Annotated in this window: 14 protein-coding genes; 12 read left to right on the forward strand and 2 right to left on the reverse strand. The window is 69.9% G+C overall.

Going from position 1 to position 13,147, the window contains the following annotated elements; translation table 11 throughout:
- Positions 1-8: 8 nt before the first annotated feature.
- From HQQ79_RS05200 to HQQ79_RS19105, 9 genes are all read left to right on the forward strand, one after another.
- A complete protein-coding gene (locus tag HQQ79_RS05200; protein ID WP_027466711.1) occupies positions 9-404 on the forward strand; it encodes a holo-ACP synthase in 396 nt (131 codons plus the stop codon).
- The gene (gene alr / locus HQQ79_RS05205) at positions 401-1,504 is read left to right on the forward strand and encodes an alanine racemase (RefSeq protein ID WP_071406148.1); all 1,104 of its coding nucleotides are present in this window, start codon (positions 401-403) and stop codon (positions 1,502-1,504) included. The genes HQQ79_RS05200 and alr (HQQ79_RS05205) overlap by 4 nt, the downstream gene beginning before the upstream one ends.
- Positions 1,501-2,667: an alanine racemase gene (alr, locus tag HQQ79_RS05210; RefSeq protein WP_173032762.1), complete on the forward strand. Its 1,167-nt coding sequence runs from the start codon at positions 1,501-1,503 to the stop codon at positions 2,665-2,667. The genes alr (HQQ79_RS05205) and alr (HQQ79_RS05210) overlap by 4 nt, the downstream gene beginning before the upstream one ends.
- Positions 2,664-3,173, forward strand: a complete 510-nt coding sequence (gene tsaE, locus HQQ79_RS05215; protein WP_367948061.1) for a tRNA (adenosine(37)-N6)-threonylcarbamoyltransferase complex ATPase subunit type 1 TsaE — start codon at positions 2,664-2,666, stop codon at positions 3,171-3,173. The genes alr (HQQ79_RS05210) and tsaE overlap by 4 nt, the downstream gene beginning before the upstream one ends.
- A gap of 701 nt (positions 3,174-3,874) precedes the next feature.
- A complete protein-coding gene (locus tag HQQ79_RS05220; protein WP_173032764.1) occupies positions 3,875-4,630 on the forward strand; it encodes a hypothetical protein in 756 nt (251 codons plus the stop codon).
- Between the two features lie 69 nt (positions 4,631-4,699).
- Positions 4,700-5,335: a tRNA (adenosine(37)-N6)-threonylcarbamoyltransferase complex dimerization subunit type 1 TsaB gene (gene tsaB, locus HQQ79_RS05225; RefSeq protein WP_111056667.1), complete on the forward strand. Its 636-nt coding sequence runs from the start codon at positions 4,700-4,702 to the stop codon at positions 5,333-5,335.
- Complete coding sequence (gene rimI / locus HQQ79_RS05230) at positions 5,332-5,877, forward strand: ribosomal protein S18-alanine N-acetyltransferase (protein WP_173032766.1); 546 nt, start codon at positions 5,332-5,334, stop codon at positions 5,875-5,877. Before tsaB ends, rimI begins: the two co-directional genes overlap by 4 nt.
- Positions 5,864-6,919 (forward strand): tRNA (adenosine(37)-N6)-threonylcarbamoyltransferase complex transferase subunit TsaD, encoded by a 1,056-nt coding sequence (tsaD, locus tag HQQ79_RS05235; protein ID WP_111056587.1) that lies wholly within the window; start codon positions 5,864-5,866, stop codon positions 6,917-6,919. Before rimI ends, tsaD begins: the two co-directional genes overlap by 14 nt.
- Before the next feature lie 105 nt (positions 6,920-7,024).
- Positions 7,025-7,810 carry a DUF4190 domain-containing protein gene (locus tag HQQ79_RS19105; protein WP_173032768.1) on the forward strand — a complete coding sequence of 262 codons (786 nt, stop codon included), beginning with the start codon at positions 7,025-7,027 and terminating at the stop codon, positions 7,808-7,810.
- Between the two features lie 42 nt (positions 7,811-7,852).
- On the opposite strand, the gene HQQ79_RS05245 is transcribed toward HQQ79_RS19105, so the two are convergent.
- Positions 7,853-9,055, reverse strand: coding sequence for a class I SAM-dependent methyltransferase (locus HQQ79_RS05245; protein ID WP_173032770.1), 1,203 nt, complete (start codon positions 9,053-9,055; stop codon positions 7,853-7,855).
- Between the two features lie 160 nt (positions 9,056-9,215).
- On the opposite strand from HQQ79_RS05245, the gene groES reads away from it, so the two are divergent.
- Positions 9,216-9,512: a co-chaperone GroES gene (gene groES / locus HQQ79_RS05250; RefSeq protein ID WP_017885484.1), complete on the forward strand. Its 297-nt coding sequence runs from the start codon at positions 9,216-9,218 to the stop codon at positions 9,510-9,512.
- Between the two features lie 165 nt (positions 9,513-9,677).
- Positions 9,678-10,640: an EamA family transporter RarD gene (gene rarD, locus HQQ79_RS05255; protein WP_173032772.1), complete on the forward strand. Its 963-nt coding sequence runs from the start codon at positions 9,678-9,680 to the stop codon at positions 10,638-10,640.
- 102 nt (positions 10,641-10,742) lie between these two features.
- Here the strand turns inward: rarD and HQQ79_RS05260 are convergent, their stop codons facing one another.
- Positions 10,743-12,071 (reverse strand): ABC transporter substrate-binding protein, encoded by a 1,329-nt coding sequence (locus HQQ79_RS05260; RefSeq protein WP_071245441.1) that lies wholly within the window; start codon positions 12,069-12,071, stop codon positions 10,743-10,745.
- Positions 12,072-12,332: 261 nt separating this feature from the next.
- Between HQQ79_RS05260 and HQQ79_RS05265 the strand changes: the two genes are divergently transcribed.
- Positions 12,333-13,133: an SDR family oxidoreductase gene (locus HQQ79_RS05265; RefSeq protein ID WP_173032774.1), complete on the forward strand. Its 801-nt coding sequence runs from the start codon at positions 12,333-12,335 to the stop codon at positions 13,131-13,133.
- The last annotated feature ends 14 nt before the right edge of the window (positions 13,134-13,147 follow it).

A 13,147-nucleotide genomic window follows, 5' to 3' on the forward strand; every position in this document is an offset into this window, starting at 1 on the left:
TCGCGACGGTGATCATCGGGATCGGGGTCGACGTGGTCGACCTGGAGCGGTTCGAACGGGTGCTGGAGCGCACACCGGCGATGCGGGCGCGGCTGTTCACGCCGTCCGAGCAGGTCCGTGACGGCGAACCCCGGCCGATCGCGTCCCTCGCCGCACGGTTCGCGGCGAAGGAAGCCCTGATCAAGGCCTTCGGGTCGAGTGCCGGGCTGAGCTGGCAGGACCTCGAAGTCGTGTCCGACGACCAGCGGAACCCGTCGCTCACCCTGCACAAGGGCGCCCGGCAGGTGGCGCACGCGCGTGGCGTGACGAGCGTGCACCTGTCGCTCTCGCATGATGGAGGGATCGCGACCGCGTTCGTGGTCCTGGAAGGAACAGACGTGGTCCTGGAAGGAACGGTCCCGTGAGCGCGTTCACCGGCATCACGGTCGATCGCGGAGCCCTGATCGAGAACTACGCGACCATCGCCGACCGGGTCGCCCCGGCCGGGGTCATCGCGGTGGTCAAGGCGAACGCGTACGGCCACGGGGCCCTCGACGCCGCGCAGGCCTTCGTGGACGCCGGTGCCGAGTGGCTCGGGGTCGCCGACATCGACGAGGCCGTCGCGCTCCGTCAGGGCGGCATCGACGAGGGGGTCCGGATCCTCGCGTGGCTGCACGCCCCCGACGAGGACTTCCGCCGCGCGGCGCAGTTCGACGTCACGCCAGCGGTGTCGAGCGTCGAGCAGCTCTCCGCAGCAGCCGACTCCGACGTCCGCGCCGTGCACCTGTGCGTCGACACCGGCCTGAGCCGCAACGGTGCGGTCGAGTCCGAGTGGGCCGAGCTCTTCGCGACCGCCGGCGCCCTGGCCCGCGGCGGCAACCGCACCCGGGTCGAGGGGCTCATGTCCCACCTGTCGAACGCGTCGCGCACCGACGACCTCGACCAGGACGCCGCGCTGCAGCGGGCGCTGGACGGCCTCGCCGCGAACGGCATCGTGCCGGACGTGGTGCACCTCGCCGCGAGTGCCGCGAGCATCGCCGTGCCGGAGACCCGCCACGACCTGTCCCGCGTCGGACTCGCCCTGTACGGGCTGAGCCCCTTCGACGGTCGTACCTCGGCCGACCTGGGGCTGCGCCCGGCGATGCGGGTCACCGCCGCCGTGCTCCGCACCGTGCCGGTCGCCGCGGGCGACGGCGTCTCCTACGGCTACACCTGGCGCGCCGAGACGGACACCCGTCTCGCCGTGATCGGCCTCGGCTACGCGGACGGCTTCGACCGCGACTTCGGCAACCGGGTCTCGGTGCGGATCGGCGACCGGACGTTCCCGGTGGTCGGACGCGTCGCGATGAACGCCATGCACGTCGACATCGGCGACGCCGACGTGCAGGTCGGCGACGAGGCGGTGCTGTGGGGCGACCCCGCGAACGGCGACCCCGCCGTCGAGGACTGGGCCGACGCCATCGGCACGATCAACTACGAGGTGGTCGCCCGGATCGGCCGCAGCGTGGAACGGAGGACGACGTGAGCTCCGCACCGCTGCGTCAGGCGCGCATCGACCTCGACGCCTACCGTGCCAACCTCGACCGTGTCCGTGAGTGGATGGACCCGGTCGCCGTGATGGCGATCATGAAGGCCGACGCGTACGGGCACGGCCTCGAGCCGATCGCGCTCGCCGCCGTCGACGCCGGCATCCGCTGGATCGGTGTGCTGACGGTGCCCGCGGCCCTGCGCCTGCGCTCGATCGGCGTCGGCGAGGACGTCCACCTGTTCACCTGGCAGCACGACCCCGATCTGGACTTCCGTGACGCCATCGACTCGGCCGTCGACCTCGGCGTCTCGAACGTCGCCGAGCTGCAGCGCATCGTCGACGCCGTCGACCAGCGACCGGCCCGGGTGCACCTCGGCGTCGACTCCGGCCTGCACCGCGACGGCGCGACCCCGGCGGACTGGCCGGCGCTCGTCGAGCTCGCCCGGGACGCCCAGCGGAACGGCCGCATCGAGGTGGTCGCCGCGTACACGCACCTGGCCGAGGCGTCCGACCACGAGGACAGCGCCGCGGTCGCCGTGTTCGACGCCGCGATCGAGATCGCCGAGGACCTGGGGCTCGACGTCCCGATGGAGCACGTCGCCGCGTCGCTCGCGGGGTTGGAGCGCAAGGAGTTCCGCAAGGACATGGTCCGGATGGGCGCGAACCTGTTCGGCATCCCCGGAGCCGACGGCGTCTCGGCGGCCGACCTCGGACTCGAGCCGGTGATGACCCTGACCGCGTCGGTCGCGAAGACGAAGCGCGTCCCCGTCGACACCGGCGTCTCCTACGACTACACGTACCGCACCGCGACCGAGACGACCCTGGCCCTCGTGCCCGTCGGCTACGCCGACGGGGTCCCGCGTCTGGCGCAGGGGCGCATCGAGGTCGCGATCCGCGGCAAGCGCTACCCGATCGCCGGCCGCGTCGCGATGGACCAGTTCCTGGTGGACGTCGGCGAGGACGACGTGCAGACCGGCGACACCGTCGTGCTGTTCGGCACCGGCGAGCACGACGAGATGACCGTGCTCGAGTGGGGCGCGGCGCTCGAGACCATCGGCGAGGAGATCGTCTGCCGGATCGGCAGCCGTGTGCCCCGGTTCTACGAGGGCCACGACATCGAGGGACGGGTCGGGGAGTACCTGCGGGGCGAGCGGCCGTGACCGGGTCGCCGCACGTCCTGCTCGACACCTCCGTCGACGCCACCGAGGCGATGGGGGAGCTCGGGGCCCGGTTGGCCGCGGTGCTGCGCGCCGGGGACCTCGTCGTGCTGACCGGACCACTCGGTGCCGGCAAGACGACCCTGACGCGCGGGCTCGGCGCCGCACTCGGTGCACGCGGCCAGGTGTCCAGCCCGACCTTCGTCCTCGCCCGGACGCACCCGACGACCGCCGGACCCGACCTGGTGCACGTCGACGCCTACCGCCTGTCCGACCCGGTCGAGCTCGACGACCTCGACCTCGACTGGGACGCCGCGATCGTCGTCGTCGAGTGGGGCCGCGGCATGGTCGACGGCATCAGCGACAGCGTGCTCGACGTCGAGATCACGCGTGCCACCGGTGCCGATGACGCGGCCGCTCACGACACGGACCCGGACGACGTCCCCGACGAGCCCCGTCGTGTCGTCGTCACCGCCACCGGCCCGCGCTGGGCCGACGCCGTCCTCTGACCAAGGCACTCCGCGCTTGAGCGGCGCCGAGCCCATCTCGCAGAGATCAGCCGAGCGCGGGTGCTTGAGTGCTCACAGACTCGAAACTCTTCGGCCTGCACTGGTTATGGAGCGCGATCACACAGTTCGACTCTACGTCTCCACTCGGCGCCAGAGCATGGTGCGAACTTGCAGGCGTTGCTCGGCAAATGCGTTAGCCTCGACAGCAGCCGCCAGCGCGCGGCGAGGGGAGATTCTGGGGTGTCAGCGTCATCGAGTGCTAGTGGTTCTCCTGCTGTGCAGGGACCGCCCAGCGATGATCTCCTCTTCTCCGTTCCCGGACTGCAAGTGTTGCCGGCTGCTGCGCGAGAGACGTTTGACGCTGCAATTCAAAGCTATGCGACGCAGCTTTTTGACGAAGCTAGCCGAAATGAAACCCAGTACCGCTCAGCTACATCTGCTGTGCCGCAATACACCAGTATCCACATTTCTGACGCCGAGCGAGTTGTGCGTTCCCGAGGAGCTGCAACTCGCAATCGATCGAAGTGGTGGGTCGTGATCCGGCTATTACAATACGTGGCTGCATTCTTTGTCGGTCAAGAGCTCAGCGCAGCGGCGGCCGGACAGGGCTGGGGTCACTGGGTTGCTTTCGGAGTCCTGCTCACAGCGGGAATATCGCTAACGCTTCTTTCGGAAATCATTGATTACTTGGAGCGCAAAAGGTGACCGTCGAGCCTAACACTGACTCCCGCGAATTGACGCCGTCGGCCGAGAAAGAGCTTAATGCCTACCTGCAGGAAGCACGGGAGGCTATAGTTCGAAGGGCATGGGAGCAAAGCGCTGAGGGTGTGATCGGAGCGCGAGGCATCCGGGATGCGCGCAGATGGCATGAGGCGCAAGTAGCTGACATGGTTGTATTCCAGCCACGTGAACGACGCCCGAGTAGACGCTCGCGCGCGATCAATTGGTTCCGAATCCAAGCGCTCGGATTCGCCATCGCGGTGCTTGGTCTAATTCTTGCGGGATTTGCGCTCTGGTGGGAGCTTTATGGAGGTGGCCGTGGCGAAGCCGGCCGAAGTGTCTTTGTTTCTCTTTCGGCATCCGCTGGCACTCTTTTTGTGTTTGGCTTGAGTGTCGCCCTAATATCTCGCCTGGGTGACTCTGATGTTGAGCGGCGGACCATCTCGATCGCGCGCTTTATCGATGAATGGCAGGCAATTGAGCGGCTAGTTCTCGCATTGGCGATTGATACTTCCCAAGATCCAAATGCTGAGCGGATGACCCTAGGTGCGAATCTGCTGGCACTGCAGAATGATGGTGTGATTGACGCACCCGTGGCCGCCGAACTTCGTGCCCTGATCGGTGTCCGAAACGACGCAGTGCACGGGAGATCTAATTCGGTGAGTACTTTATCGATCAAACGCGCCAAAGCGGCACGTAAGCTCCTCGAGGATCTTGATCAAAAGGCAAGGCGCTGAGGGGGAGCTTGTCCGACTGAATACACCCAGTGCGTGATCAACTCACTTGCATGCGCCTACGATGGACGGGTGCTGCTCGCGATCGACACCTCCGCCGGGACCTCCGTCGCCGTCGTCGACCCGGCCACCGGCCAGGCCCTCGCGACCCGCGACACCGAGGACAGCCGCCGGCATGCCGAGGTGATCGGCCCGTTCCTCGCCGAGACCCTCGCCGAGGCCGGCATCACCGGTGCCGACGTCACCGGCGTCGTCGCCGGCATGGGCCCCGGCCCCTTCACCGGCCTGCGCGTCGGCATTGCCGCCGCCCGCACCTTCGCCGCAGCCCGCGGCGTCCCCGTCCTGCCCCTCGTCAGCCACGACGCCGTCGCCCTCGACCAGCGCGACTCGGGGATCGCCGGGCCGTTCGTCGTCCTCACGGACGCCCGCCGCCGCGAGGTCTACTGGAGCGCCTACGACGCCGACGGCGTCCGCGTGGCCGGCCCCGGACTCGCCAAGCCCGCCGATCTCGACGACGCGATCCGCGCCTCCCGGCCCGAAGCGGTGGGCTGGGACCGCGTGACGGTCGCGTCCATCCCGGCCTGGAGGCTCGGCTCGCTCGCCGCGGACCGGCTCGCGTCCGGTGCGGCGTTCGACCAGGACACGCCCCTGTACCTGCGCGACCCCGACGTCACGGTGCCGGGTGCGCCGAAGCGGGTGAAGCAGTGACCCTGCCGGACGGGCTCCGCCTGCGGCGAGCACACCCGCAGGACCTCGACGACATCATGTGGCTCGAGCACGTCTCGTTCCCGACGGACGCCTGGTCGGCGTCGCAGATGTCCGGCGAGCTGTACTCACCGCACGGGTACTACGTCGTGATCGAGACGGTCGACGACACCTCTGCCCCGCTGGTCGTCGGGTACGCCGGGCTCTCGTCGCTCGCGGGGAACCCGGTGGCCGACGTGCAGACCATCGCCGTCGCCGCGGACCAGCGCGGCAAGGGGCTCGGGAGGGTCCTGTTCACGGAGCTGCTCGACGAGGCGCGGCGCCGCGGTGTGCGCGAGGTGTTCCTCGAGGTGCGCGCGGACAACCCCGTGGCGCAGGCGATGTACACGGCGTTCGGGTTCGAGCACATCGCGACCCGACCGCGCTACTACCAACCGGACGGCGTCGACGCGTGGGTGATGCGGGCAGAGCTGCCCGCCCCGGACGCCGAGCGGTCGTCGGGCGTCGGACCCATCGGACAGGAGGCCCTCGGTGAGCGCGACTGAACCACTGGTGCTCGGCATCGAGACGAGTTGCGACGAGACCGGCATCGGCATCGTGCGGGGGAGCACCCTGCTCGCGAACGTGATCGCCTCGAGCATGGACGAGCACGCGCGCTACGGCGGGGTCGTGCCCGAGGTCGCCGCACGGGCCCACCTGGAGGCGATGACCCCGACGCTGCACGAGGCGCTCGACCGTGCCGGCGTCACCCTCGACGAACTCGACGCCGTCGCGGTGACCGCCGGGCCGGGCCTGGCGGGAGCGCTCATGGTCGGAGTGGGGGCCGCGAAGGCGCTCGCCGTGGCCACCGGCAAGCCCCTGTACGGCGTGAACCACCTGGTCGGGCACGTCGGCGCCGACGTGCTGCGCGAGGACGGCAGCGAGATCGAGCTGCCGACGATCGCGCTGCTGGTCTCCGGCGGTCACACGTCACTGCTGCTGGTCCGGGACCTCGTCGGCGACGTCGAACTGCTCGGCGAGACGATCGACGACGCGGCGGGCGAGGCGTTCGACAAGGTCGCGCGGCTGCTCGGACTGCCCTACCCCGGCGGCCCGCAGATCGACCGAGCCGCGGCCGACGGCGACCCCACTGCCATCCGGTTCCCCCGGGGACTGACGCTGCCGAAGGACATGGCCGCGCACCGGTACGACTTCTCGTTCTCGGGGCTCAAGACCGCCGTCGCACGGTGGGTCGAGCGCTGCCGCGACGAGGGCCGCGAGGTACCGGTGGCCGACGTCGCCGCGAGCTTCCGCGAGGCCGTCGTCGACGTCCTGCTGACCAAGGCCCTGAACGCGTGCCGCGACACCGGGGTCGACCGGCTGCTGCTCGGCGGTGGGGTCGTCGCGAACGCCCGACTGCGACAGGTCGCCGAGGAGCGCTGCGCGGCCGCTGGCGTGCGGCTCCGGATCCCGCCGTTCGACCTGTGCACCGACAACGGCGCGATGATCGCCGCCGTCGGCGCCCGACTCGTGGCCGAGGGGCATGCGCCGAGCGACCTCGGCATCGCTGCGGACTCGACCCTGCCAGTGACGACGGTCCAGGTCTGACCAGCTCTGATCACGTCCGACCTGCCGCAACCGGTCGGTCGTCGGGAGCCTGTGGGAGGATTCACACGGGCGTCGGAGAGACCGGACGCCCGAGAGGGGTGGACGGTGTCCGATCAGAACGAGTGGCCGAAGCCGGGCGAGACGCCGAACGGCCCGGCGAACGGACAGCCCGACGGGTCGCCGGCCCCGGACGCCCCGCAGGCCCCTGACGCCCCGCAGGCGCCGTCGGCCCCGGAAGCGCCCCAGAACCCGTACGGCCAGCAGCAGGACCCGTACGCGGCCCCGCAGCAGCAGAGCCCGTACGGTCATCCGCGGCAGCAGAACCCGTACGGCCAGCCGCAGCAGCCCCAGAACCCCTACGGCCAGCAGCAGCAGTCGAACCCGTACGGCCAGCCGCAGAACCCGTACTCGGCCCCGCAGCCCCAGTCGAACCCGTACGCGCAGCAGCAGGACCCGTACGCGGCCCCGCAGCAGCAGAACGCCTACGGTGCCCCGCAGAACCCGTACGGCCAGCAGCAGAACCCGTACGCGCAGCCGCAGCAGCAGCCCTACGCGTCGAACCCGTACGCGTACCAGCCCTACGCGCAGCGCCCGAAGACGAACGTCCTGTCGATCCTGTCGATCGTCTTCGCCTTCGGCGGCATCATCATCTGGCCGATCATCATCCTGACGAGCCCGGCGGGCGCGATCATGGGCCACATCGCCCTCGGCAAGATCAAGCAGACCGGCGAGGGTGGCCGCGGCCTCGCGCTCGCCGGCATCATCGGTGGCTGGATCCTGACGGGCCTGTTCATCCTGATCGTCGCCCTGGTGTGGATCTCGATCGCGAACGCGTCAGACTACTCGGACTACTCCGACTACAGCTCGAACTCCGGCGCCTTCGTCAGCTGACGCAACCCCCGCGCAACGGGCAGCACGATCGGCCCCCGGCCGTCAGCCGACCGTGTCGGTGAGCCGCTCGCACAGGATCGCCGCGTGGCGTCCCTCCAGGCGGGTCAGCACGAGCGTGACGCGACCCGATCCGCGCAACCGCAGCCGTTTGCGGAACTGCGCCGGGTCGACGTCGACGCCGCGCTTCTTGATCTCGACGGTGCCGATGCCGTCGGCGGCGAGCCGCGCGGCCAGTCGCTTGACGTCGAGCGGCATCGTGTCGAGCACCCGGAAGCCCTGCGCGAAGGGGGTCGAGGCAGCGCGGTCGGACGTGACGTAGGCGATGCCGTCGGACAGCATGTGCCCGTCGAGGCCCCGTGCCAGGTCACCGATCAGCCGTGCGCGGATCACGGCACCGTCGGGCTCGTAGAGGTAGGCGCCGAGCGGTCCGACCTCGGCGTCGTCGGCGTCGGCCGCTCCGGTCATCTCGGCGATGCCGTGTGCGCCGATGACGGTGGCGGCGCGCCGGATCCCTGGGCGGGCGAGGGGGCCGAACCACAGGGCGAGCTCCACGACCTCGCGGTCGACGGAGGTCCACTGCGCCTCGGCGGTGTCCGGGATCAGGTCGCGGTCGATGCCCGGTCCGAGCTTCACGCCGGTCGGCGTCGTCGTCGCCGCAGCGAACACGGTGTCGAGCGAGGGCGACCAGTCGTCGGGGTCGGCGAGCCGGCGGGTGTCCGAGTGGCCGGAGGTGCGTCGTGCGGGGTCCATCCACACGCCGTCCACCGACGACAAGTCGAAGGACGCGGCATCACCGAGCTCCACCCGCGCGTTCGGCCAGACCGCCAGGTTGTGGGTCGCGACGGCCGCGGTCACCTCGTCGCGATCGACGGCGGTGACGTCGAGGTCGAGCGCCGCCATCGCCATCGCGTCCCCGCCGATGCCGCAGCCGAGGTCGGCGACACGGGTCAGCCCGGCCGCGGTGAACCGCCCGGCGTGCTGGGCCGCGACCTGCAGCCGGGTGGCCTGCTCGAGTCCCGCCTCGGTGAAGAGCATGCGGGAGGCGAAGTCGCCGAACTTGCCGCGGGCCTTCAGCCGCAGCTTCGCCTGGGTCAGCACCGCGGCGACCAGTCGGGGATCGTGGCCCTCGGCGCGCAGCCGGGACACCACGCGGACGATCTCGCCGCCGTCGGAGACGCCCGGGGTACGGTCGAGCAGGGCCATCCCGTCGGGGGTCAGCAGTGCGGTGAGTTCGGCGGCGTCCATGCGTCGATCCTCGCAGGTGCTGCGTGTTCTCCGGATGTGCTGGCACTCGGATTGACCGAGTGCCAGAGGCCCCCTAGAGTTGGCGTTGGCACTCTCCTGTGCGAAGTGCCAACCCGGTTTTCATCTGTACCGAGTCCGTACCGAGAAAGAAGAGGTCACCGTGGCCGTCAGCATCAAGCCGCTCGAGGATCGCATCGTCATCCGCCAGGTCGAGGCGGAGCAGACCACCGCTTCCGGTCTGGTCATCCCCGACACCGCGAAGGAGAAGCCCCAGGAGGGCGAGGTCGTCGCCGTGGGTCCGGGTCGCATCGACGACAACGGCAACCGCGTCCCGCTCGACGTCGCCGTGGGTGACAAGGTCATCTACTCCAAGTACGGCGGAACCGAGGTCAAGTACTCGGGCGAGGACCTGCTGGTCCTGTCGGCCCGCGACGTCCTCGCGGTCATCGTTCACTGAGTCGAGTACTCACCTCGGACGCCCCGTCCGGCCTTCGGGCCGACGGGGCGTCCGTGCGTCCGGGGGCGGTCACCCCGGTGCTCCGGTCCTGACCAGCCCGTCATCAGCCCGCCTGGAGGCCCGGTGCGCGTCCCACGGGTCGGCGGTCGTTCCTAGGATGGTTCCGTGAGTGAACCGAGTCCGGCGCGACCCGTCCGCAGCGAGGCATCCGTCGGCGTGGTGCAGGCCATCGTGGCCTACGGGCTCTGGGGGCTGATGCCCCTGCTCTTCGCGGCCATGGCCCCCGCGGCGGCGTTCGAGATCGTGTCGTGGCGGATCGTCTTCGGCCTGGTGTTCTGCGCGGTGGCGATCGCGGTGACCCGGTCGTGGCTCCGCACCCGCACCCTGATGGCCCAGCGCCGTGTGATGCTCGTGATGGGACTCGCCGCCGTCCTGATCCTGGTCAACTGGACCGTCTACGTCCTCGCGACGACCACCGGCCACACCGTCGAGGCGGCGCTCGGCTACTTCATCAACCCGCTCGTCACGATCGCGCTCGGCGTCGTGGTCCTGCGCGAACGCCTGCGTCCGGCGCAGTGGGCAGCCGTCGGGCTGAGCGTCGTGGCGGTCGTCGTCATCGCGATCGGCTACGGGCAGATGCCGTGGATCTCGCTGGCCCTGGCGTTCTCGTTCGGACTGTACGGCCTGGTGAAGAAGCGGGTCGGCGGCACCGTGGACGCCCTGAGCGGCCTGACGATCGAGACCGTGTGGCTGCTGCCGATCGCGGTCGTGGCGCTGGCGGTGCTCGGTGTGACCGGGCTCGGTGGCGGCGTGACGTTCACGAGCGAGGGCTGGGGGCACGCGGTCATCACCGTGCTGACCGGGCCGGCGACGGCGGTGCCGCTGCTGCTCTTCGCGTCGTCGGCACGGCGGGTGAGCCTGTCGACGCTCGGGCTGACCCAGTACCTGGCGCCCGTGATGCAGCTGCTCGTCGGGGTGCTGGTGCAGCACGAGGAGATGTCCGCCGGGCGCTGGTTCGGCTTCGGCATCGTGTGGCTCGCGCTCGTGGTGCTGACGGCGGACTCGTTCGCCGCCGCGCGGGCGTCCCGTCGCCGGGCGCTCGCACCCACCCAGGTCGAGCCGGTCTGACGGACGCACCACGGGCCTCCAGTCCGCCGACGCGAAAGCGACAGTCCCCCACGGAAGTTCCGTGGGGGACTGTCGCTTTCGCGAGCGGTGCTGGGCTGAGCCCTACTTCTTCACCGCACCCTGGATGGCGCTCTGGTAGACGGGCTTGTTGTCGGCGTCGAACTTGTAGATGCCGATGTAGGCGGCCGACGGGTCGTTGTTCTCGTCGAACGGACCGATGCCGGACGGGCCGGTGTAGTGGATGTCCTTGCCGTCGTCCAGGAGCGTCTTGCACTCCTTGAAGGTCGCGCACTCGGTGCCGCCGTCAGCACCCGACACCGCAGCCATGTTGGCCTGGATCGTGCCGGAGTCGGTGCCCTTGCCCTTCACCGCGGCGAGGGCTGCGAGGACGGTGGCGTCGTAGGACTCCGCCGCGTACGAGTAGTCGGCGAGCGTCTTGCCCGACGAGTCCTTGTAGAACGCAGCGAGCTGCTTCTTGAAGTCGTCCTTCGGCGAGGCGCCCGGGATGGTGCCCTGGGCGCCGGTCAGGGTGCCCTTGTCGAAGTCCTTCGAGTAGTCCGCCGTGTTGCCGTCGGACATGTAGATCTTCGCCTCGTTGCCCTGCGAGACGAGCTCCGGGATGATCGACTTCGTCTCGTCGAAGGCGAGGACGACGATCGCGTCGGGCTTCGCGGCCAGCGCCGCGGTCACCTCGGACGAGAACGTGGTCTGGCCGGGCGGGAACTCCTGGCCCTCACCCTTGCCGCCGTAGACGACCTGGCCGCCCGACGCCTCGACCGCAGCCTGCACCGAGTTGCGGAGGCCGGTGCCGTACGTGTCGTTGAAGACCAGGAAGGCGACCTTCGCGTTGCCGTCACCGGTCACGAGCTGGCCGAGCGCGGAACCCTGCACCGAGTCCGGCGGTGCGGTCCGGTAGTAGTACGACGAGTAGCCGGAGAGGTCGGTCGCGGTGTTCGCGGGCGAGATCTCGACGATGCAGTTGCTCGTCAGCTGGTCGATGACGTTCAGCGTGACGGACGAGGACTCGGCGCCGATCGCGACCGGGACCTTCGCGTTGACGAGCTTGGTCGCGGCGGAGCTCGACACGGTCATGTCGTTGCTGTCACCGGAGTCGGTCGCCGGGTCGATCGTGACGTCCTTGTCGAGGACACCGCCCGCGGCGTTGATGTCCTTGACGGCCAGGCCGACACCGGACTCGGCCGGCGGGTTGAGGTAGGCCAGCGAACCGGTCAGGGGCAGGATCGTGCCGATCTTCAGCGCGTCCGTACCGGGGGTGTCCGGGGCCTTGCAGCTGGCGGCGGGATCCTTCTTCGCATCGCTCGACGCCGAGCTCGAGGGGGAAGCACTGCCGGTGGTGGAACACGCGGCGAGGAGGACGGCTGCTGCGCCCGCCAACGCCAGTGCCGCGGTGGCACGGGTGGTTCTGATCATCCGTGGAGCCCTTTCTCTGCGCGGAGGCTGTGCCGCTTCGGGTGAATGCGACGCCTCCACTGGATGTCGAGAAACGTAGGGTCCATGTGTTTCGCCCGTGTGACGGGGCGGTACGCAAAGGTGTTTCGTTACCGAGCCGTGACGTTCCTGTGCGCAGGGACAGGGATCGGCGCAGGAGCGTCGGTGCCGGGTGGTGACCCGACCTGCGCCAGGCGGATGGTCCGGCAGGGCGCCCGGGAGGCCCGGCGTACGTTCCGCCGCATGAGCGACTTCCATCCCACCAAAGCCATCGTCACCGGCTCCGAATCCGGGATCGGCCGTGCGACCGCCGTCGCGCTCGCCGAAGCCGGCATGGACGTCGGCATCACCTACCTGTCCGAACCCGACCGTGCCGAGGAGACCGCGGAGGAGGTCCGGAAGACCGGCCGTCAGGCCTTCGTCGAGCAGATCGACGTCTCCGACCTCGCCGGCGCGGCCGCCGTCGTCGACCGCCTCGTCTCGCAGCTGGGCGGCGTCGACGTCTTCGTGGCCGACGCCGGCACCGGCGACAACGCCCCGTTCCTCGAGATGACCCTCGACCAGTGGCGCCACACGGTGTCGACCGACCTCGACGGTGCCTTCGTCACGATGCAGGCCGCCGCGAAGCACATGGTGCAGGCCGGCACCGGCGGCCGGATCATCGGCATCACGAGCGTGCACGAACACCAGCCCCGCTACGGCTCGAGCGCCTACGACGCTGCCAAGCACGGGCTCGGCGGCCTGCTGAAGACCATGGCGATCGAGCTCGCCGAGCACGGCATCACCGTGAACGCCGTCGCCCCCGGCGAGATCGCCACCCGGATGACCGGCGCCGAGGACGAGGACCCGCAGACCATCGACCGCCCCGGTGTCCCGCTCGGCCGTCCGGGCAACGCGTGGGAGATCGCGGCAGCCGTGGCGTTCCTGGCCTCGCGAGCGTCGTCCTACATCACCGGGGTGTCCCTGCCGGTGGACGGCGGGATGCTGCAGATGGGCCCGCACGGCGGCTCGCACATCACGTCGAACGACTGGCGTTCGGCGTAGGAGCTCGGCCGGCG

It is taken from the genome of Curtobacterium sp. VKM Ac-2852, from assembly GCF_013205045.1.
Classification (GTDB): Bacteria; Actinomycetota; Actinomycetes; order Actinomycetales; family Microbacteriaceae; genus Curtobacterium; species Curtobacterium flaccumfaciens.